Origin of the sequence: Clostridium tertium, from assembly GCF_902652255.1 — a bacterium.
Lineage (GTDB): Bacteria > Bacillota > Clostridia > Clostridiales > Clostridiaceae > Clostridium > Clostridium tertium_A.
The window spans coordinates 255,374-276,964 of the sequence record NZ_CACRTO010000020.1; the positions used below are offsets into that span (position 1 = coordinate 255,374).

At 29.5% G+C, this 21,591-nt stretch carries 19 protein-coding genes; all 19 read left to right on the forward strand.

Annotated elements, in window-relative coordinates; genetic code table 11:
- The first annotated feature begins 68 nt into the window (after positions 1-68).
- The 19 genes from GPX08_RS10155 (at position 69) to rnr (ending at position 21,384) form a co-directional block, all read left to right on the forward strand.
- On the forward strand, positions 69-908 hold the full coding sequence (locus GPX08_RS10155) for a Cof-type HAD-IIB family hydrolase (RefSeq protein WP_156626697.1): 840 nt from the start codon (positions 69-71) through the stop codon (positions 906-908).
- 253 nt (positions 909-1,161) lie between these two features.
- The gene (locus GPX08_RS10160; protein WP_156626698.1) at positions 1,162-1,626 is read left to right on the forward strand and encodes a tRNA (uridine(34)/cytosine(34)/5-carboxymethylaminomethyluridine(34)-2'-O)-methyltransferase TrmL; all 465 of its coding nucleotides are present in this window, start codon (positions 1,162-1,164) and stop codon (positions 1,624-1,626) included.
- A 16-nt stretch (positions 1,627-1,642) separates the two neighbouring features.
- A complete protein-coding gene (locus GPX08_RS10165) occupies positions 1,643-2,479 on the forward strand; it encodes a DegV family EDD domain-containing protein (RefSeq protein WP_156626699.1) in 837 nt (278 codons plus the stop codon).
- 510 nt (positions 2,480-2,989) lie between these two features.
- Entirely contained in the window at positions 2,990-4,372 is a 1,383-nt protein-coding gene (locus GPX08_RS10170) for an RNA polymerase factor sigma-54 (RefSeq protein ID WP_156626700.1), read from the forward strand.
- Positions 4,373-4,640: 268 nt separating this feature from the next.
- The gene (locus GPX08_RS10175; RefSeq protein WP_156626701.1) at positions 4,641-5,684 is read left to right on the forward strand and encodes a sugar-binding transcriptional regulator; all 1,044 of its coding nucleotides are present in this window, start codon (positions 4,641-4,643) and stop codon (positions 5,682-5,684) included.
- A 46-nt stretch (positions 5,685-5,730) separates the two neighbouring features.
- Positions 5,731-6,729 carry a type I glyceraldehyde-3-phosphate dehydrogenase gene (gene gap / locus GPX08_RS10180; protein WP_136007789.1) on the forward strand — a complete coding sequence of 333 codons (999 nt, stop codon included), beginning with the start codon at positions 5,731-5,733 and terminating at the stop codon, positions 6,727-6,729.
- Between the two features lie 135 nt (positions 6,730-6,864).
- Positions 6,865-8,043 carry a phosphoglycerate kinase gene (pgk, locus tag GPX08_RS10185; protein ID WP_156626702.1) on the forward strand — a complete coding sequence of 393 codons (1,179 nt, stop codon included), beginning with the start codon at positions 6,865-6,867 and terminating at the stop codon, positions 8,041-8,043.
- 356 nt (positions 8,044-8,399) lie between these two features.
- Positions 8,400-9,146: a triose-phosphate isomerase gene (locus tag GPX08_RS10190; RefSeq protein WP_136007787.1), complete on the forward strand. Its 747-nt coding sequence runs from the start codon at positions 8,400-8,402 to the stop codon at positions 9,144-9,146.
- Between the two features lie 347 nt (positions 9,147-9,493).
- Positions 9,494-11,020 (forward strand): 2,3-bisphosphoglycerate-independent phosphoglycerate mutase, encoded by a 1,527-nt coding sequence (locus GPX08_RS10195; RefSeq protein ID WP_156626703.1) that lies wholly within the window; start codon positions 9,494-9,496, stop codon positions 11,018-11,020.
- Between the two features lie 136 nt (positions 11,021-11,156).
- Entirely contained in the window at positions 11,157-12,023 is an 867-nt protein-coding gene (locus tag GPX08_RS10200) for a DegV family EDD domain-containing protein (RefSeq protein ID WP_156626704.1), read from the forward strand.
- A gap of 415 nt (positions 12,024-12,438) precedes the next feature.
- A complete protein-coding gene (locus tag GPX08_RS10205; protein WP_156626705.1) occupies positions 12,439-13,104 on the forward strand; it encodes an ABC transporter permease subunit in 666 nt (221 codons plus the stop codon).
- Positions 13,085-13,759 carry an ABC transporter permease subunit gene (locus GPX08_RS10210; protein WP_156626706.1) on the forward strand — a complete coding sequence of 225 codons (675 nt, stop codon included), beginning with the start codon at positions 13,085-13,087 and terminating at the stop codon, positions 13,757-13,759. Before GPX08_RS10205 ends, GPX08_RS10210 begins: the two co-directional genes overlap by 20 nt.
- Before the next feature lie 12 nt (positions 13,760-13,771).
- The gene (locus GPX08_RS10215) at positions 13,772-14,515 is read left to right on the forward strand and encodes an ATP-binding cassette domain-containing protein (RefSeq protein ID WP_156626707.1); all 744 of its coding nucleotides are present in this window, start codon (positions 13,772-13,774) and stop codon (positions 14,513-14,515) included.
- Between the two features lie 326 nt (positions 14,516-14,841).
- Complete coding sequence (locus tag GPX08_RS10220) at positions 14,842-15,669, forward strand: transporter substrate-binding domain-containing protein (protein WP_156626708.1); 828 nt, start codon at positions 14,842-14,844, stop codon at positions 15,667-15,669.
- A gap of 66 nt (positions 15,670-15,735) precedes the next feature.
- Entirely contained in the window at positions 15,736-16,329 is a 594-nt protein-coding gene (locus GPX08_RS10225; RefSeq protein ID WP_156626709.1) for a protein kinase, read from the forward strand.
- 444 nt (positions 16,330-16,773) lie between these two features.
- The gene (locus tag GPX08_RS10230; RefSeq protein WP_156626710.1) at positions 16,774-18,069 is read left to right on the forward strand and encodes a phosphopyruvate hydratase; all 1,296 of its coding nucleotides are present in this window, start codon (positions 16,774-16,776) and stop codon (positions 18,067-18,069) included.
- A gap of 213 nt (positions 18,070-18,282) precedes the next feature.
- Complete coding sequence (gene secG, locus GPX08_RS10235) at positions 18,283-18,513, forward strand: preprotein translocase subunit SecG (protein WP_156626711.1); 231 nt, start codon at positions 18,283-18,285, stop codon at positions 18,511-18,513.
- Positions 18,514-18,638: 125 nt separating this feature from the next.
- The gene (locus GPX08_RS10240; protein ID WP_156626736.1) at positions 18,639-19,016 is read left to right on the forward strand and encodes a PH domain-containing protein; all 378 of its coding nucleotides are present in this window, start codon (positions 18,639-18,641) and stop codon (positions 19,014-19,016) included.
- Between the two features lie 151 nt (positions 19,017-19,167).
- Positions 19,168-21,384: a ribonuclease R gene (gene rnr / locus GPX08_RS10245; protein ID WP_156626712.1), complete on the forward strand. Its 2,217-nt coding sequence runs from the start codon at positions 19,168-19,170 to the stop codon at positions 21,382-21,384.
- Positions 21,385-21,591: the final 207 nt, after the last annotated feature.

Below are 21,591 nucleotides of genomic sequence, written 5' to 3' on the forward strand. Positions count from 1 at the left end.
TTTATTGTTGAAATAAAATTATAATGATATCATAATTATAAAATAAAAGATTTCATGAAGGAGTATTTATGACATACAAGATGGTTTGCATTGATATGGATGGAACTTTACTAGGTAAAGGAAGAAAAATATCAGATGAAAGCAAGAGAGTGATTAAAATATTACATGATAAGGGTATAGAAGTAGTAGTAACTACAGGAAGAATATACAATAATGCTGCTTATTACTCTCATCTTTTAGGTGTAAAGTCTCCAGTTATTGCAGCAAATGGAGCTATAGTTAGAGATAAATACACAAACAAAATAATATATGAAAATCCTATTAAAACAGAAACATGCATTAAATTAGTTGAAACTCTTGAAAGTTTAGGTTTATTATTCCACTTCTATACATCAGATGAAATATACTGTGGAAATTATATTACTAAGCTTGCAACTAAATTATATATGACAAAGCAAATTGGTCATGATAATTTAAAGATTCACTATAATGTAATTAATAATTTAGAAAGATGGAAAGAATTCTTCGCTAGAAAAAATGGTAAAATCACTAAAAGCATAGCTTTTTCATTAGAGCCTGAAAAATTATTAGAACTTAGGAATAAATTAAATGAATTTGATGATGTTGTATGTTTTGGATCAGGAAGTAGGAGCCTTGAAATTAATAATAGAGGTGTATCAAAAGGTAGGGCAGTGAAAGCTTTAGCAGATTATTATGGCTTCAAAAGAGAAGAAATAGTATGTATTGGAGATAATGAAAATGATATTTCTATGATTGAGTATGCTGGGCTTGGAGTTGCAATGGGAAATGCTATAGATAGAGTAAAAGAACTTGCTGACTTTGTTACAGATACTAATAAAGAAGATGGAGTAGCTAAGGCATTAAAAAAGATATTTCATATTGATTAAATGAGTTTAATACTCTAGTTAAAAGAATATTAATTATAGAATATATTGAGATAAACTAGAAAAAAGTAATGCTTAAAATTAAAGAATAGTAGGATATCTTGTAGAAAATAGTGCTTTATATATTGAATAAAAAAATATTCTGTTAATAAAGTTCAAATGACTTTGACTAATGAGTTTTCATATAGTATTATTTTTATTATGGTATTATGAGTAAGATGGATTCATCTTACTTTTTTAGTGGAGGTAAGAATATATGAATAATTTAAATATAGTATTATATCAGCCTGAGATACCTCAAAATACAGGTAACATAGCTAGAACTTGCGTTTTGACTAACTCAACGCTACATTTAATAAAACCAATGAAATTTAAAATTGATGATAAACAAGTTAAAAGAGCTGGGTTAGATTATTGGAGCGAACTAAAATTAGAAATTCATGAAAGTTATGAAGATTTTATGAAAAAATATGGGAATGAAAGAATTTTCTTATCAAGTACTCATGCAGCAGATCATTATGATGAAGTTGAGTATAAAGAAGGTGATTTCATAATGTTTGGTAGAGAATCTTCTGGTGTTCCTGAAGAAGTACATATGGCTCATAGAGGAATTAGAGTTCCGATGATAAAAACTAGCACAAGAAGTTTAAATCTTTCAAACACAGTTGCAATAGTAGCATATGAGGCATTAAGACAAATTGGTTTTCCTGAAATGAAGTAAATTAGGGGGAATAAAAATGGAAAAAATAAAAATAGTTACAGATAGTTGTCTAGATATTCCAGAAGAATTAATAAAAGAAAATGATATTGAGATACTACCAGTGCTAATAAACTTTGGAGATAAAAGTTACGTAGATAGAGAAGAAATTAACCTAAAAGAAATGCAAGAAAAAATAGAGCAAGATAAGATATTGCCAACAACTGCTCAAATAACTCCAAGCAGATTTGAAGAGTACTTTAGAAAATCATTAGATGAAGGTTATAAAGTATTAGCAATTCTTATGTCTTCAAATATGAGTGGAACATATAACTCTGCATGTATAGCTAAAGATATGATAGAATCTGATGATATAGTTATAGTAGATACTCAAGTAATTACATCAGCGCAAGGATTCTTCGTATTAAAAGCATGTGAACTTAGAGATAAAGGATTTACTGCTGAAGAAATAAAGAAAGAGATAGATGGTATGAAACATAAGATGAATGCATCTCTTTGTTTCGAATCTTTAGAAAACCTAGTAAGAGGTGGAAGAATCTCTAAAACTGCAGGTGCTATAGGTACTGCCTTAGGTCTTAGAGTAATAATTGGATTTGAAGATGGAATGATGGTTGCTAAAGATAAGATAAGAGGAAATAAGAAGGTAATAAAGAAAATTATTTCTGATTATGAAAATGGTAATCCAGATAAAAACGAGCCAGTAATGCTAATAGAAATAGTAAGCCCAGAAATCAAGGCTGAACTTAAAAAGTATTTAGAAGAAAATAATATTAAGTATATAGAAACTACTCCAGGTTGTGCAGTAGGAATACATTCTGGAAATAGAGCTTGTGGATTTTTCTTTTTAAGTAAGTAAAAAGAATTAAAAAATGCGTATCATAAAATTATATGGTACGCATTTTTTATATGGATAAAAATATAAAAGGTATAAAATATAGTTTCTTTAAGTAAAAATGATAAAGTATCTAGTAAATAGCTCTATCATTGCTATATTTATATTAAATTGAAAATGTTTAAATAATTTTTATAAAATTAAAATAATTGCAAAAACCTATATTATTTAAAGTAATAATGAGAAACATCAAGAAAAATTTTGTTTTTGAAGTTATATATGGTTGATAGAATCTTAGAGTAGAGTTTATACTATTATTAGAATAAAGGTTAATAATATTTTAATAAAATTTTTAAATTATTAATAAAAATAATTTAAAATAAAAGAACATTTTATAAGAGTTTGTTTCATCTAGATAATTGAAGAATATAAGGTTTTATTAATTTTATAAAATACTAACATAATAATTATTAAATTAGAATTAACAAATAAGACGCAATAATACAATGTCTCTATAGGATGAAGGTGTGATATATGAAATTAGATTTTAATTTAAATCTTACCCAGGAACAAAGGTTAATAATGACTCAGCAAATGCAATTATCTATTAAGTTATTGCAGATGTCTACTTATGATTTAAGAGAATATATAGAAAAAGAATTCTTAGAAAATCCTATTCTTGAAGGCGATTTTGACTTCGTGCAAGAAGAAAAGAAGTTTGAAGATAAAATTGATTATAAGGAAATGATAAAGTACTTAGAATTCGATAATTACGGAAATCAAAGCTATGGTGATTATAATAAGGATGATGAGGTTTCACCCTTTAATTTTATATCTAAAAGCGAATCCCTTACTGAATATTTACAAGAGCAACTGATTGAAGCTGATGAAGATGAATATAAGAAGGCAATTGTTTCATATATGATAGAAAATATAGATAGCAGAGGTTATTTGGACATGCCTCTTGAAGATATATGTAAAGAATTGAACATTTCTATAGAATTAGGAGAAGAGGCTTTAGAAATTCTACAAGATTTAGAACCAGATGGAATTGGAGCTAGAGATTTAAAGGAATGCTTAAAGATTCAATTAATTAAAAAGGGAATGTTAGATGAGAATCTTGAAGAAATAATAGATGAGTATTTAGACTTAATTGCGGATAATAAATTTAATGTTATTGCTAAAAATTTAAAGATTACTCCTAAAGAAGCACAAGATTTAGGAGATATAATAAAAGGACTTGAACCTAAGCCATCAAGAGGATTTTTTACTGGAGATGATGTAAAATTTATTATTCCAGATGCGGCTATTAGAAAAATTGATGGTGAGTATTTTGTTATTATGAATGAAGGTGTAATACCAAGACTTTCAATTAGTAATTTATATAAGGATATTATTAATAGTGAAGAGGATAAAAACACCGAAAGTTATGTTAAGGAAAAGCTTAATAGCGCAATGTTTTTAATTAAAAGTATTGAGCAAAGGAAAAGTACCTTACTTAGAATATTAGAAAAAGTAGTTGAAAAGCAAAAAGATTATTTTGATAAGGGACAAAAGTATTTAAAGCCAATGACTTTAAAGGAAATGGCTGAAATGCTTAATATTCATGAATCAACAGTTAGTAGAGCAATTAAAGAGAAATATATATTAACCAGTTTTGGAACTGTAAAGATTAAAGACTTATTTACAAGTGGCTTAAGTACTTCAAAAAATAATGATGAAGAAGTAGCAGTTGTTAATATTAAGAAGCAAATTAAAGAAATGATAGATGAAGAGGATAAGAAAAAACCTCTATCAGATCAAATAATTTGTGATGAATTAAACAAAAAGAAGTTAAATATTTCAAGGAGAACTGTAGCTAAGTATAGAGAAGAACTTGGAATAAAGTCTTCAAGTAAAAGGAAAAGAATAGAATAAAGAAAAAAGATTATACTAAAATTAGATAAGTAATAAAGAGTTGTATAAGGCAATATAAAGTTATAAGAAGTAAGTAAATATGAATAATGAGGAAGAGGTTACAAAGATATATATTCTTCCTCATTAAAGGTAATATGCTAAATAATTGTAAAACTTTTAGAAAACTTTAAAGAAAGTACTTTTAAAATTTATAGAAGTGTTTTATAATATTAGATGTGGGACATATATATTATATATGGGACATTTTTTGACCAAAGGAGGGTTGACAGTGCAGGAAATATTATCTTTACAGAAAAAAATAGTTCCTGAACTTGTAGAAGTCCTAGAAAAGCGTTATAGTATTCTAAGGACTATATATTACAATCAGCCTATAGGAAGACGTGTTTTAGCAAATCAATTAGATCTTGGAGAAAGAATTGTAAGAAATGAAATAAATTTTTTAAAGTCTCAAAATCTAATTGAAATTAATACACCAGGAATGACAGTTACAGAAGAAGGGGAAGAAATAGTTGATAAACTTAAAGAATTTATTCATGAAATAAAAGGTTTATCAGATATTGAAGACAGCATTAAGAATTTCCTTGGATTAAAAGAAGTGATAATTGTTCCAGGAGATGTAAAAAAAAGCAAGACTATCTTAAAGGAAATTGGAAAAGCTACAGCTCAGTGTTTAAAATCTATAATTAAAGATAACAATATTATAGCCATAACAGGTGGAAACACTATAAAAGAGTTTGTTGAAGCTGTACCAAAGATTAATAATGTTTCGAATATTCTTGTTGTTCCAGCTAGAGGCGGAATGGGAAGAAAAGTTGAAATACAAGCAAGCACATTAGCTGCATCTTTAGCTCAAAAGTTAAATGGTGCTTACAAATTGCTTCATATTCCAGAAAATCTAAGCTTAAATCTCTTAGATACCTTATTAAAAGAAAAAGAAATAAAAGAAGTAATAGACAATATACATAAAGCAGATATTTTAATATATGGTATTGGTGAAGCCTTAGTAATGGCAGAAAAAAGAGATGTATCTATTGAAGAGTTCAATAAGCTTAAATCTTTAGGAGCTGTTGGAGAAGCCTTTGGATGCTATTTTAACAAAGATTCTAAAGTAGTATCAGAAAATACTTCAATTGGAATAAATATTAATGAAGCAAGAAAAATTAACACACATATTGCAGTGGCTGCTGGGGAAAATAAAGTTGATGCTATTATTGCGACTATGATGAACAATCATAATGCTATACTAGTAACTGACGAAGCAGCTGGCAAAAAGATTGTGGAGTTCATCAAAGAACATAATAAATTAGCTTAAAATTTTTAAAATTTTAAATATAACTATTTTTAGGAGGTAATTGCAAATGGTAAATGTAGCAATTAATGGTTTTGGAAGAATAGGAAGATTAGCATTAAGATTAATGATTGAAAACCCAGAATTCAACGTGGTAGCAATCAATGACTTAACTGATGCTAAGACTTTAGCTCACTTATTCAAATATGATTCTTCACAAGGAAGATTCAATGGAGAAATAGAAGTTAAAGAAGGAGCTTTCGTTGTTAATGGAAAAGAAATAAAAGTTACAGCTGAAAGAAATCCTGCAGACTTACCATGGAAAGAATTAAACGTTGACGTAGTATTAGAATGTACTGGATTCTTCACTTCTCAAGAAAAAGCTGGCTTACACTTACAAGCTGGTGCTAAGAAGGTTGTTATTTCAGCTCCTGCAACTGGAGACATCAAGACTGTAGTTTACAACGTAAATAACGATATATTAGATGGAAGCGAAACAGTAGTTTCAGGTGCTTCATGTACTACTAACTGCTTAGCTCCAATGGCTAAAGTATTAAACGATAAGTTCGGAATCCAAAAAGGATTTATGACTACAATTCACGCTTACACTAATGACCAAAATACATTAGATGGTCCTCACGGAAAAGGCGATTTAAGAAGAGGTAGAGCTGCTGCTGCTAACATCGTTCCAAACTCAACTGGAGCTGCTAAAGCAATTGGTTTAGTTATTCCAGAATTAAAAGGAAAATTAGATGGTGGTGCTCAAAGAGTTCCAGTTACTACAGGTTCATTAACTGAATTAGTTGTAACTTTAGACAAGAAAGCAACTGTTGAAGAAATCAACGCTGCTATGGCTGCTGCTGCTAATGAATCATTTGGTTACACTGAAGATGAAATAGTTTCATCAGACGTAATCGGAATCACTTACGGTTCATTATTCGATGCAACTCAAACAAAGGTTATGACTGTTGGAGAAGAGCAATTAGTTAAGGTTGCTGCTTGGTACGACAATGAAATGTCATACACTAACCAATTAATAAGAACTTTAAAGTACTTCGTAACTAGATAATTAAATAGTTAAGTAATACTTGAAATAGAGCATTAATTATTGGTCTGGTTTTATAGAAAATCTATGAGGCCAGACCAATTTTAAATTATAAGCAAATTATTTTTAATAAATAAAATAAATTAAGAGGTGAAATCAATGAGCTTTAATAAGAAAACTATAGAAGATATCGAAGTTAAAGGCAAAAAGGTTTTAGTAAGATGTGACTTCAACGTTCCACTAAAAGATGGAGTTATAACTGATGAAAATAGATTAAATGGTGCATTACCAACTATAAACTATTTAATAAATAATGGAGCAAAAGTTATCCTTTGCTCACACTTAGGAAAAGATGCTTCTAAGTCTTTAGCTCCAGTTGCTAAGAGATTAAGCGAAATGCTAAACAAAGAAGTAGTTTTTGCTAGAGATGAAGAAGTAGTAGGAGCTAATGCTAAAGCTGCTGTTGAAGCTATGAAAGATGGCGATGTTGTATTATTAGAAAATACAAGATGCAGAAAAGAAGAAACTAAGAACATAGAAGAATTCTCTAAAGAATTAGCTTCTTTAGCTGATATATTTGTTAACGATGCATTTGGTACAGCTCACAGAGCTCACTGCTCAACTGTAGGTGTTACAGATTATTTAGATACAGCTGTATGTGGATACTTAATTCAAAAAGAATTAAAGTTCTTAGGAGAAGCTGTAAACAATCCAGTTAGACCATTCGTTGCTATATTAGGTGGAGCTAAGGTTTCAGATAAGATAGCTGTTATAAACAACTTATTAGAAAAAGTTGATACACTAATCATCGGCGGAGGAATGGCTTACACATTCTTAAAAGCTCAAGGATATGAAGTAGGATCTTCTTTAGTAGAAGCTGATAGAATTGATTACGCTAAGGAAATGATCGAAAAGGCAGCTGCAAAGGGAGTTAAGTTCTTATTACCAGTTGACCACAGAATTGCTGCAGAATTCAAAGATGTTGAAGCAGTAGTTACAGAAGATCAAAACATTCCAGCTGGAAACATGGGATTAGATATCGGACCTAAGACTGAAGCTTTATATGCTGATGCAATTAAAGATGCTAAAACAGTTATTTGGAACGGACCAATGGGAGTATTCGAATTCGATAACTTCAACAAGGGAACAATTGCAGTTGCTAAGGCTATGGCTGATGCAGATGCAACAACAGTTATCGGTGGAGGAGACTCAGCTGCAGCTGTTAATATCTTAGGATTTGGAGACAAGATGACTCACATCTCTACAGGTGGCGGAGCTTCTCTAGAATTCTTAGAAGGTAAGGCTTTACCAGGAATAGAAGCTTTAAATAATAAATAAAAACAAGTTTTATTTATTAATGAAAAAATGAAAAAATGAAAATTATAGTTAAAAGTTGCACTTTTTACTATAATGAAAGAATTAAGGAAGTAATCCAGACAAAGTTGGATTAAAGAAAGTGAAGAATTGAAAAATGAAAGTTATATTTAAAGGTTGTACTTTTAAATAAAAATGAAAGGATTATGAAAATAATCCAGTTAACTGGATTAAGTAAATCAAAAATATTTATAATTTTATTTAAGTGAAGTTATAAAATTAAATTTGATTTTAATTATTCAACTTAGTTGAATAACTTCATAAATTTTTTCACTCTTTCATTTCTTCATTCTTCCCATTAAAAATAAGAGGTGATTTAAATGAGAAAACCAATTATCGCTGGAAACTGGAAGATGCATTATACTCCAGCTGAGGCTGTAAAAGTTGTAGAAGAATTAAAACCATTAGTAGCAAATGCTACATGTGATGTTGTAGTATGCCCTACTTTTGTTTGTTTAGATGCTGTTTTAAAAGCAGTTGAAGGATCAAACATTAAAGTTGCTGCTCAAAACATGCACTTTGAAGAAAAAGGAGCTTTCACAGGAGAAGTTGCTCCAGGAATGCTTGAAGCTATGGGAGTTAGCTATGTTGTATTAGGACATAGTGAAAGAAGAGAATACTTCAATGAAACAGATGAAGCTTTAAACAAGAAAGTTAAGGCTGCATTTGCTCATAACTTAACTCCAATCCTTTGCTGTGGAGAATCTTTAGAGCAAAGAGAAAACGGAACAACTAATGATGTTGTTGGAGCACAAATTAAAGCTGATTTAGAAGGATTATCTAAAGAATTAGCAGAAAAAGTTGTTGTTGCTTACGAACCAATCTGGGCAATAGGAACTGGAAAAACTGCTACAAATGAACAAGCAAATGAAACTATTATGGCTATAAGAGCTGTTTTAGCTGAAATGTTTGGAAAAGAAGTTGCTGATAAGATAAGAATTCAATACGGCGGATCAGTTAAGCCAAACACTATTAAAGATCAAATGGCTATGTCAGACATAGACGGAGCTTTAGTTGGTGGAGCTAGCTTAGTTGCTGCAGATTTCTCACAAATAGTTAACTTTTAATTGATTAAGGCTGTATAATGATTATTAGATAATTATTATACAGCCTTTTTATTCATTATTGGTATTAATTGTAGTAGATATAAAATTAAATTAACGAAGTAACTTTTATAAAAAAAGATGAAGATAAATATTGACAATGGCTATATTTTTTACATAAAATACAATAATTTCATTATTAATTAATAATTATTCTCAAATTATTTTCATGCAAAGGTTTAACAGGCTTGCACATTTATTGTTTAAATAAAGTAATTGTAGTATAATAAAGGTGAAATTAAAGAAAGATAATATTAAAGTATTGTCAATATAGATTTCAAATATAGATTAAGTAAATTTTGGAGGGAATTATGGCGAAGAAACCTGTAATGTTAATGATATTAGACGGATTTGGAATAGCTCCAAAGTCCGATGGAAACGCTGTAGAAGCAGCACAAAAACCAAATTATAATAGATTAATGACTCAATATCCAAACACACAATTACAAGCTAGTGGATTATTTGTTGGATTACCTGATGGACAAATGGGTAATTCAGAAGTAGGACATTTAAATATTGGTGCTGGAAGAATTATATATCAAGAATTAACTAGAATAACAAAGGAAATTGAAGAAGGCGGATTCTTTAAGAATGAAGCTTTAAATTTAGCAGTAGAAAATGCTAAGAAGAACAACTCTGCTTTACATTTATTAGGATTATTATCAGATGGAGGAGTTCACTCACATATAGATCACTTAAAAGGATTATTAAAATTAGCAAAAGATGCTGGTTTAACAAAAGTATATGTTCATGCTTTCATGGATGGTAGAGACGTTCCACCATCATCAGGTAAAGATTTCATAGTTGAAATTGAAAAGTACATGAAAGAAATTGGAGTTGGTAAGTTAGCTACTATATCTGGAAGATACTATGCAATGGATAGAGATAACAGATGGGAAAGAGTAGAACTTGCTTACAATGCAATGGTTCTAGGAAAAGGTGAAACTTCTACATCAGCTGTAGAAGCAATAGAAAAGTCTTATCACGATAATAAGACAGATGAATTTGTACTACCAACTGTAGTAGATTCAGAAGGAACTATAAAGAATGGAGACTCAGTAATATTCTTTAACTTCAGACCAGATAGAGCTAGAGAAATAACTAGAGCTATTAATGATAAAGAATTTACTGGATTTAATAGAGAAACTTTAAACTTAACTTTCGTAACTTTAACTCAATATGACAAGACTTTAGAAGGAGTTAATGTTGCTTACAGACCAGAAGGTATTAATAATACTTTAGGAGAATATGTTTCAAATAAAGGATTAAATCAATTAAGAATTGCTGAAACTGAAAAGTATGCACACGTTACATTCTTCTTTAACGGTGGAGTTGAAAAGGAATATGAAGGAGAAGATAGAGCATTAATAGCATCTCCAAAGGTTGCAACTTATGATTTAAAACCTGAAATGAGTGCTCACGAAGTAACTGATGAATTACTTAAGAGATTAGATGAAGATAAGTATGACATGATTATACTTAACTTTGCTAACCCAGATATGGTTGGTCATACTGGAGTTATGGAAGCAGCAGTTAAGGCTATAGAAACTGTTGATGGATGCCTAGGTAAGATTGCAGATAAGATCTTAGAAAAAGATGGAACTTTATTTGTAACTGCAGACCATGGTAATGCTGAAATCATGATAGATTTCTCAACAGGAAATCCATTTACAGCTCATACAACTGACCCAGTTCCATTTATATGGGTATCAAATAGAACAGAGGGTAGAAGCTTAAAAGAAGGAAAACTTGCTGATATAGCTCCTACAATGTTAAATGTAATGGGATTAGAAAAGCCATCAGAAATGACTGGAGAATGTTTAATAGTAAATAACTAATTATAATAAAAGCGTAGCTTAAGGCTACGCTTTTTTATATTCAAAGTTAGTTTGAAAATCAAAACATTTGACAATGAAATGATTGGAAGTTATAATATCAATAAAAATGAAATTATAACTTATAGGAGTGAATTATATGAGTATTAAGTTGGTTACAGATTCAGCATGTGATTTATCTATAGATTTTATTAAAGAAAATGATATTGATGTAGCATCGTTAATGGTAAATTTAAATGGAGAGTTTATCCCAGATGACTTAGGACAAACTTTAAGTCATAAAGACTTTTTTAAAGCAGTAAGGGAAGGGGCTATGCCTTCAACAACACAAGTTAATGTAGGTACATTTCATGATATGTTTGAGAAGTATGTTAAAGAAGGTAAGACTATTTTATATATAGGACTATCATCAGCCTTAAGTGGTACAGTTAGTAGTGCTGTAACAGCTAGAAAAATGATATTAGAAGAGTATCCAGAAGCTAATATAAATATAGTAGATTCCCTAAGTGTGTCTGTGGGGCAAGGACTATTAATATATAAGGCTATTGAAATGATAAAAAACAATAATACTATTGAAGAGATAGTTAATTATTTAGAATCTATAAAAAGAAAAGTAATTCATGGAATCACAGTTGATGATTTAAATCATTTAAAGAGAGGTGGACGTATCTCTGGAGCTGTTGCTGTAGTTGGTGGATTACTTGGAATAAAACCTACTTTAAAAATTGATAATGATGGTGGAGTGGTTCCTGCTGAAAAGCTAAAGGGAAGAAAGAAAGCTCTAAAGCACTTAGTTAATTTAATTAAAGAAAAAGGCGAAAATATAGAAGATCAAACTATATTTTTATGCCATGCTGACTGTTTAGAAGATGTATTAGCAGTTAAGGAAATGATATTAAATGAGTATAATGTTAAAGGTGTAATAATTAACTCAATTGGAGCAGTTATAGGTACTCATGGTGGTCCTGGAACTATAGGAGTTGTGTTCTTGGGTAATGAAAGATAATTTTATAAAACTATGATTTTAAGGAATTCGTTAAACGAGTTCCTTTTTTTATTTTTCACCAACTATACTCTAAAACATAAACTATCTATTAGTTGTTGATGTTATTAATAAAAAAGTAAAGATCTCAGATTAATTCTAAAATATTAAATTAAAAATTTATTAGAAATTAAACAACATTACTAAGAAAAGATAATAAAATAAACATACAAATTACCCAAAAAATGTATTGACAAAAATAAACAGAATATATAGAATAAAGAATATAAACAACAAAACATATCGGAATAGTAGGAATAAATAATTAAGAAGAAATAAAACTGAATTTACACAGAGTTATGAATAAACTTATAAGATAAATTGTATTTATAGTTTGCGTATAGTGAGCTTTATTCGACTTTACAATGGGGGAATATAAATGAATATAGATTTTAATTTTATTAGAGAAATTATACCTACATTTATGCAAGGTACGATTATGACTTTAAAGCTTGGAGTGGTTTCTATTATATTATCCTTATTAATTGGGATATTTATAGAGACTGCAAGATATTTCAATTTAAAGGTTTTGAATTTCATATCCAAGGCTTACATTGAGTTTTCTAGAAACACACCTTTACTTATTCAAGTTTTTTTTCTTTACTATGGATTAACTAAGTTTGGAATAAAACTAAGTGGTTTCGCTTGCGGAGTTATAGGACTAGCTTTCTTAGGTGGAGCTTATATGGCAGAGTCTTTAAGGGGGGGAGTTGATGCTGTGGAAAAATCACAAATAGAGAGTGGTGAAGCCTTAGGTCTTAGTAAAATGCAAATACTATCTAATATTATAATTCCAATAAGCTTTTCTATTTCAATACCATCTATAGTTGCTAATTGTATTTTTTTAGTCAAAGAAACTTCAATTATTGCATCCATAGCAGTGGCTGAGCTTATGTTTGTGACTAAGGATGTTATAGGGATGTATTATAAGACAAGTGAAGCTTTAATATTAGTAGTAGTATTTTATCTTATTATCTTACTTCCAATATCTATATTTAGTAGATTTATAGAAAGGAGGTTAAGGTATGGAGAATTTGGCGAATAACGCAATTTTTAATATAGATAATTTTAAAAGATTAATGGAGGGACTAGTTGTAACTTTAAATATAGCCTTAGTTTCGGTAATACTATCAACTATTTTAGGAGTTATATTTGGAATAATAATGACTAGTAAAAACAAGGTTATAAAAAATATATCCTTTATCTATCTTGAAAGTATAAGAATTGTCCCAATAATGGTATGGCTATTTATATTTTATTTTGGAATTCCTAAACTTTTTAATATCCATATAGAATCAACATTAGTTGGGTATATAGTCTTTACATTATGGGGTACAGCCGAGATTGGAGATTTAGTAAGAGGTGCTATAACTTCTATACCCAAAATATATTATGAATCTTCAATGGCATTATCTTTAAATAAATTTAAAACCTATAGGTTTATAATAATTCCAATAAGTATAAGGAGGGTTCTGCCAGGAATAATTAATTTAACTACAAGAATGATTAAGACAACAACTTTAATGACATTAATAGGGACAGTAGATTTAGTTAAAGTTGGTCAGCAAATTATTGAAAGATCTATTTTAACAGAGCCTCTTACTCCATTTTGGATTTATGGCTGTATGCTAATTATTTATTTTATTATTTGTTTCCCTATTTCTTTAGGGGCAAAGGCACTTGAAAGAAGATTGAACTAAGGGGGAAGAGTTGTGAGTGATGAATTTTTATTAAAGGTAAAAGGCATAGAGAAGAAATATGGAGAAGTTGAAGCTTTAAAGGGAATAGATTTAGAAGTAAAAAAGGGGGAAGTAGTAGTAATACTTGGACCATCTGGCTGTGGGAAAAGTACATTTCTAAGGTGTATTAATGGTTTAGAGGAAATAAGTAATGGAGAAATTTATCTTGAAGGCTATGGTATTTTGGGAAAAGAGACACCTTTTGAAAAGGTAAGAGGAATTATAGGGATGGTATTTCAAAGCTATGAATTATTCCCACATTTAAATGTAATTAATAATATACTTCTTGGGCCAACTAAGGCTCAAAATAGAAAAAAGGAAGAAGTAGAAAAACAGGCAGATGAATTACTAAATAGAGTTGGGTTATATAATAGAAAATTTTCTTATCCAAGAGAGTTATCAGGTGGTCAAAAGCAAAGAATTGCAATAGTTAGAGCTTTATGCATGAACCCAGAAATAATGCTTTTTGATGAAGTTACTGCGGCTTTAGATCCAGAAATGGTTAGAGAAGTATTAATGGTACTTTTAGAGCTTGCAAAGAATGGTATGACTATGATGGTTGTAACTCATGAATTAGAATTTGCAAAGCATGTAGCAGATAAGATAGTTTTCATGGAGGAAGGAAAGGTGGTAGAAGTATCTACTCCTAAGGAATTTTTCAGTAATCCAAAAACAGAAAGAGCTAAGAGCTTTTTAGCTTCTTTTGATTTCTATTAGTAGCGATTTGTTAAAATGCGCAGGAGTCTTAAACATATTATGCTCTGCCTCCATCGCTAGCTCCAAGTCGGCTTACACATAATATGTTTAAGACTCCTTGAATCATTTTATTTTGTGAATGTAGGATACTAAAGGAAAAAACTCCTACGGAGTTTTGAATAAAAAAGTTTTTCTTATAAGTTGAATTTTAAGTTTTGTATAGCAAAACATCATTAATTCTTCATTTTTAATTTTAAATTCTTAATTAATAAAATGATTCGCGTTTTAAAATAAATAAATAATAAGTAATTAAATATAAAAAATAAAAAAGGGATGGTGTAAATAATATGAAGAAACTATTATCAATAATTTTAACATTTGTATTAGCAGTGGGGATATTAGTTGGATGCGGTCAAAAAGTAGATGAAAATAAGTCTTCAATCGATAAAATAAAGGCAGAAGGAAAAGTGAGAATTGGAGTATTTAGCGATAAACCTCCTTTTGGATTTGTAGATGAAAAAGGAGAGAATCAAGGCTATGATGTATATTTAGCAAAGAGAATAGCTAAGGACTTACTTGGAGATGAAAGCAAAGTCGAATTTGTATTAGTTGAGGCAGCAAATAGAGTTGAATATTTAGAATCTAATAAAGTTGATATAATTCTTGCAAACTTTACTGTTACTCCTGAAAGAAAAGAAAAAGTTGATTTTGCAAATCCATACATGAAGGTTGCTTTAGGTGTAGTATCATCTGATGGTTCTCCTATTAAGTCAGTTGAAGAGTTAAAGGGGAAAAAGCTTTTAGTTAATAAAGGAACTACAGCAGAAAGTTACTTTACTAAGAATCACCCAGATATAGAATTAGTTAAATTTGAGCAAAATACAGAAACTTTTGCAGCATTAAAAGATGGAAGAGGAGATGCTTTAGCTCATGATAATACTTTATTATTTGCTTGGGCAAAAGAAAATCCAGGATACACAACTTATATTTCTTCATTAGGTGATGAAGATACAATAGCTCCAGCAGTTAAAAAAGGAGATACTGAGCTTTTAGAATGGGTAAATAAAGAAATAGATACTTTAACTAGTGAAGGATTCTTTAAAGAAGCATTTAATAAGACTTTAGCTCCTGCTTATGGGGATACAGTAAAGCCAGAATCAGTTATTTTTGAATAAAGATTTGTTATAATATTTCTTTAATAATAATAGTATATAGTAATAATAATTTTTGGGGAGAACATTATGCCTAGAACCTATTCTTATTCAGCTGACTTTGATTCTGAAACGGAAGGGCTTTTTAAAGAAGCTTTATTTCTTGGAGAAGGTCATAATGGAATAGTATATGAATTACCAGATAACAAAGCAGTTAAGATATTTAAGGAGTCAAAATGTTGCAAAGAAGAAGGAGAAATCCTTAAAAAGGTTAGTAGATCTAAATATTTTCCTAGAGTATATAATATAGGCAATTTTTATATGGTAAGAGACAAGGTTCAAGGAAAGAGACTAGATCACTATATTAAGAAAAAAGGATTTAACTATGAGATATCAGAAAGCTTATATGATTTGATTGGTGAGTTTAAAAAATTAAAGTTTACTAAGCTTGATGCAAGATGTAGGGATATTTATATAACTGATGATAATAAAGTCATGGTAATAGATCCAAAGCAATGTTATAAAAAGAAAGTGAATTATCCGAGGCACCTTATGAAAGGTCTTGATAAAATTGGAGTTTTGGATAGTTTTCTTGAAGATATTTATATTATAGACAAAAAGACGGCAGCATTATGGGAAAAAAGATATAATCAATATACACAAAGTAAAGATGAGGAAGAATAGTGGCTATAATGGCCACTGTTTTTTTAGTTAATAATTAACGGAATAAATTGCTTTAAATTACCAAATTATCAATATTATCTTGTATTATCAATAAAAAGCTAATTATAATTCTCTTAATGTATTTGTACTTAATTGTGATTTTATGTATATAATTAAGTATTAATGTAAACAAAGTTAAATTAAACTATTAAAATGTGGATTTAATTTAAATTTAATAATGGGTAATTGTTTACATAAGTAAATACGTATTGAAATATATGGTCAAAGTGGTATAATAATAGTGAAAATGTGATAATGATTATTATATGCTATAAAATGTTATTTATTTTAAAATTTTCTTATAAGTAATACTATTATGAATAATTCTGTCGAGGATAGAGATAATAATAATGGTATGAATAGAAAAAGGTAAATAGTAACATTAAAATAAAGGAGGAAAAAATCGTGAAAAATTATAACGAAATAGTAGATGTCGTAGCTAGACAAATTTTAGACTCTAGATGTTTCCCAACAGTAGAAGTAGAAGTATACTTAGAAGATGGTACTGTAGGAAGAGCAGCTGTTCCATCAGGAGCATCAACTGGTATGTATGAAGCAGTTGAATTAAGAGATGGGGATAAGAGCCAATACTTAGGAAAAGGTGTTTTAAAGGCAGTTCAAAACGTTAATGATACAATTGCAGAAGAATTAATAGGATGTAACGTTTATGATCAACCATACATTGATAAATTACTTATTGAATTAGATGGAACTCCAAACAAAGCAAAGCTTGGAGCTAATGCTATCTTAGGTGTTTCTTTAGCTGTTGCTAATGCAGCTGCTAAATCTTTAGATTTACCATTATACCAATATGTTGGTGGAGTAAATGCTAAAGTTTTACCAGTTCCAATGATGAACATAATCAATGGTGGATCACATGCTGATAACTCAGTAGATTTACAAGAATTCATGGTAATGCCAGTTGGAGCTAAGACTTTTAGCGATGCTTTACAAATGTGTGCTGAAGTTTACCATACTTTAAAGAAAACTTTACACAATAAAGGATATTCAACAGCTATCGGTGATGAAGGTGGATTCGCTCCAAACCTTAAGTCAAACGAAGAAGCTATCGAAGTTATCATAGAAGCTATCACTGCAGCTGGATACAAGGCTGGAGAAGATATGTTCATAGCTATAGATGCTGCTTCATCAGAATACTACAAAGATGGAAAGTATGTATTAGAACATGAAGGAAAGACTTTAACTGCAGCTGAAATGGTTGATTTCTTAGAAGCTTGGGTTGATAAGTATCCAATTATCTCAATCGAAGATGGTATGGCTGAAGAAGACTGGGAAGGTTGGAAGCTAATCACTGAAAGATTAGGTAAGAAAGTTCAATTAGTTGGAGACGACTTATTTGTTACTAACACTGAAAGATTAGAAAAGGGTATTGATTTAGGAGTTGCTAACTCAATCCTAATCAAGTTAAACCAAATCGGTACTTTAACTGAAACTTTAAATGCTATCGAAATGGCTAACAGAGCTGGATACACAGCAGTAATTTCTCACAGATCAGGAGAAACTGAAGATACTACTATAGCTGACTTAGTTGTAGCTGTTAACGCTGGTCAAATCAAGACTGGTGCTCCTGCAAGATCTGAAAGAGTTGCTAAGTACAATCAATTAATCAGAATTGAAGAAGAATTAGATGACGTTGCTGAATACAGAGGAAGAAGAGCATTCTTCAACATTAAGAAGTAATTTCTTATAATCTTTATTAAGCAATAAGATTAATATAGGAGCTATAACAAGATTGATTTTCTAAACTTGTTATAGCTCCTTTTAATAATTTTCTTCCTTATAAATACAAATTTTAAGTATATTTAATAATAGTTACTTGTAATATTAGACTCAATATGATAAGATAACCTTATGTAAATACGACCATTTATATCTAGGTTGGGAGGTATAGCAATGAAGAACTTTTTATTAGTGTTAGAAGCAGTATTAGGACTAGTAATTATAATATCAGTATTATTACAACCAAGTAAAACAGATGCGTTAAGCGGTTTAATTCAAGGAAGTAGAAATGAAACTTTTTTCTCTAAGAACAAGGCAAAAACAAAGGAATCTATGTTGTTAAAGTTAACAATCATTACAATGACTTTATTTGCTGTTAACACAATAGCATTAAATTTAATATAGGGATTAAAACGAGCTGCTTAAATCATTAGTAGCTCTTTTATGCTTTTAAGGGATAAATTTTAGGGAATACTAATTTAAATAAATTTAATTAACATAAATTAAAATAAAAAAGGATGGTGTTTTTGGTGGGAATTTTTAATGGATTAATGGGAAATGCTTCAGAGATAAACTTAGAAAGCTTAAGAAAAGAATATGAAAATATACTTTCATCAACAGAAACTATTGAAAAAGGTTATAAGTTAGTAAGAGATTTATTTTTATTTACAAACAAGAGATTAATATTAGTTGATAAGCAAGGAGTTACTGGTAAGAAAACAGAGTATCATTCAATACCATATAAATCAATAACACATTTCAGTATTGAGACTTCTGGTCATTTTGATTTAGATGCAGAGCTTAAAATATGGATATCTGGAACAGCTCTACCTATTGAAAAGCAATTTAATCAAAGTCTTAATATTTATGAGTTACAATCTATTCTTGCTGAATACTGTCTTAGATAATAAAAGGAAAATAATAAATAGAAAAAAATATAGAAATAGAATATATAAATTATATCTGTATAATAAAAGATTATTTAACGTATATATGGATAAAATATAGAAGTATAGGTACGAAAGATGACTCTATATTTCTAATAAAGGAAGTGAGAAAATGGGAATTAAGCAAACGTTATTAAGCTTTATGAGAGAAGAAGCTTATAGACCAATGGATATACAAGAATTAGTATCAGTATTTGATATAAACCCTGATGAATATAAGTCTTTTAAAAAAGTTTTAAAGGCTATGGAAAAAGAAGGACTAATAGTTAGAACTAAGAAAGATAAGTTTGGAGTTCCAGAAAGACTTGGACTTATTAAAGGAAAGTTAGAAGTCCATCAAAAGGGATTTGGATTTTTAATACCTGAAATTGAAGGAGAAAAGGATGTATTTATACCTAGTTCTTCAATGAATGGTGCTATGAATGGAGATAAGGTACTGGTTCAAATTACAAGAGAAGATTTTAACGGTAAAAAACGTGAAGGTGAAGTTAAAGAAGTATTAGAAAGAGTTAATAATAAAGTAATCGGAGTTTACGAAGATAGTAGAAACTTTGGTTTTGTAGTGCCTGAAGATACTAGACTAAACCAAGATATATTTATATCTAAAAAAGATAGAAATGGTGCAAGTGATGGAGATGTTGTAATCTGTGAAATAGTAAAATGGGCAGATAAAAGAAGAAGTCCAGAAGGAATAGTTAAAGAAGTCCTAGGTAAAAAAGGCGATAAGGGATTAGATATATTAACTATTATAAAGAAGTATGGTCTCCCAGAAGAGTTTCCTGAAAAGGTACTTAATTATGCAGAGAATATAGAAGAAGAAATAGAAGAAAAAGAATATAAGAGAAGATTAGATTTAAGAGATTTAAGAATGGTAACTATAGATGGGGAAGACGCTAAGGACTTAGATGATGCTGTATCTATAGAAAGACTTGATGATGGTAAGTATAAACTTGGAGTTCATATAGCTGACGTATCTCATTATGTAAGAGAAAAGAATCCTCTAGATAAGGAAGCGTTAAAGAGAGCAACTTCAGTTTATTTGATAGATAGAGTTATTCCGATGTTACCAAAGAAATTATCTAATGGAATTTGTTCATTAAATCCTAAGGTTGATAGACTTGCCTTAAGTTGTTTTATGATTATAGATAACAAGGGAAAGGTTATTAAACATGAGATTGATGAAACTGTAATAAGAACTTCAGAAAGAATGACTTATACAGACGTTACTAAGATTCTTGAAAATAATGATGAAGAATTAATTAATAGATATGATTATTTAGTAGATGACTTTAAGGCTATGGAAGAGTTATGCAATATTCTTCGTGCAAAGAGGTTTAAAAGAGGCGCAATAGACTTTAACTTTGAAGAATCTAAGATAATATTAAATGATTTAGGAAAGCCTATTGATATAAAACCTTATGATAGAGCCATTGCAAATAGAATAATAGAAGAATTTATGTTAGTTTGTAATGAAACTATAGCAGAGCATATGTATTGGACTAATCTTCCTTTTGTATATAGAATTCACGAAGATCCAGATGAAGAAAAGCTAGAGAAATTTAAAGAATTTGTATACAATTTGGGACATGTAGTTAAGTGGGGACAAGAAACCCACCCAAGAGCTCTTCAAGATATATTAGAAAAGGTAAAGGGAAAGAAAGAAGAAACTGTAGTTAGTACATTATTACTTCGTTCAATGATGCAGGCTAAGTACTCACCAGAATGTGTAGGACACTTTGGTCTTGCTGCAAAATACTACTGTCACTTTACTTCACCTATAAGAAGATATCCTGATCTTCAAATTCATAGAATTATTAAGGAACAGCTTAATGGTAAAATAGATGAGAAGAGAAGTGCAAAACTATCTGGAATAGTAGAAATAGCATCTAAGCAATCATCAGAAATGGAAAGATTAGCTCAAGAAGCTGAAAGAGAAGTAGATGACTTAAAGAAGGCAGAATACATGCAAGAAAGAATTGGAGAAGAATTCTCAGCAATAATTTCTTCAGTAACTTCTTTTGGATTATTTGCAGAACTTCCTAATACTATAGAAGGACTTATTCACATAACAGCTTTAGATGATGACTATTATGTTTATGATGAAGCACATTTATGCTTAATAGGTGAAAGAACTAAGAAGATTTATAGACTAGGTGACGAAGTAAAAGTAAAATGTACTAGAGTAGATATTGATAATAGAGAAGTATATTTTGATTTAATAGAAGAAGATAATAAAGAGGAAATAGTGCCAAGTGAAAAGCTAAGTGAAGAAATTCAAAAGGCTAAGGCGGAAATACAAAACACCCTAACTGATGAAGAAGAGGAATAATAGTTTTAAAATACGCAGCATTTTAAAATGAAAAAATTAAGAGAATGAAAAAATGAAAAAATGAAGGAAAAGGCTTTGCTATGCAAAACCTCCTTTGTTTTAAAGATAACCTTAAAAAAATCTGTAAAGATTTTTTATATACATTCTTTAATTTTTTAATTTTTTCATTCTTTCATTAATAAAATGCTTCGCATTTTATAACTGGTG

Excerpts from the sequence above, each read along its gene's own strand:
- GPX08_RS10205 (WP_156626705.1), top strand. The coding sequence starts at position 12,439 with ATGAATATAGATTTTAATTTTATTAGAGAAATTATACCTACATTTATG.
- GPX08_RS10190 (WP_136007787.1), top strand. The coding sequence starts at position 8,400 with ATGAGAAAACCAATTATCGCTGGAAACTGGAAGATGCATTATACTCCA.
- GPX08_RS10210 (WP_156626706.1), top strand. The coding sequence starts at position 13,085 with ATGGAGAATTTGGCGAATAACGCAATTTTTAATATAGATAATTTTAAA.
- GPX08_RS10155 (WP_156626697.1), top strand. The coding sequence starts at position 69 with ATGACATACAAGATGGTTTGCATTGATATGGATGGAACTTTACTAGGT.
- GPX08_RS10220 (WP_156626708.1), top strand. The coding sequence starts at position 14,842 with ATGAAGAAACTATTATCAATAATTTTAACATTTGTATTAGCAGTGGGG.
- rnr (WP_156626712.1), top strand. The coding sequence starts at position 19,168 with ATGGGAATTAAGCAAACGTTATTAAGCTTTATGAGAGAAGAAGCTTAT.
- GPX08_RS10170 (WP_156626700.1), top strand. The coding sequence starts at position 2,990 with ATGAAATTAGATTTTAATTTAAATCTTACCCAGGAACAAAGGTTAATA.
- GPX08_RS10200 (WP_156626704.1), top strand. The coding sequence starts at position 11,157 with ATGAGTATTAAGTTGGTTACAGATTCAGCATGTGATTTATCTATAGAT.
- secG (WP_156626711.1), top strand. The coding sequence starts at position 18,283 with ATGAAGAACTTTTTATTAGTGTTAGAAGCAGTATTAGGACTAGTAATT.
- gap (WP_136007789.1), top strand. The coding sequence starts at position 5,731 with ATGGTAAATGTAGCAATTAATGGTTTTGGAAGAATAGGAAGATTAGCA.
- GPX08_RS10195 (WP_156626703.1), top strand. The coding sequence starts at position 9,494 with ATGGCGAAGAAACCTGTAATGTTAATGATATTAGACGGATTTGGAATA.
- GPX08_RS10225 (WP_156626709.1), top strand. The coding sequence starts at position 15,736 with ATGCCTAGAACCTATTCTTATTCAGCTGACTTTGATTCTGAAACGGAA.
- GPX08_RS10160 (WP_156626698.1), top strand. The coding sequence starts at position 1,162 with ATGAATAATTTAAATATAGTATTATATCAGCCTGAGATACCTCAAAAT.
- pgk (WP_156626702.1), top strand. The coding sequence starts at position 6,865 with ATGAGCTTTAATAAGAAAACTATAGAAGATATCGAAGTTAAAGGCAAA.
- GPX08_RS10165 (WP_156626699.1), top strand. The coding sequence starts at position 1,643 with ATGGAAAAAATAAAAATAGTTACAGATAGTTGTCTAGATATTCCAGAA.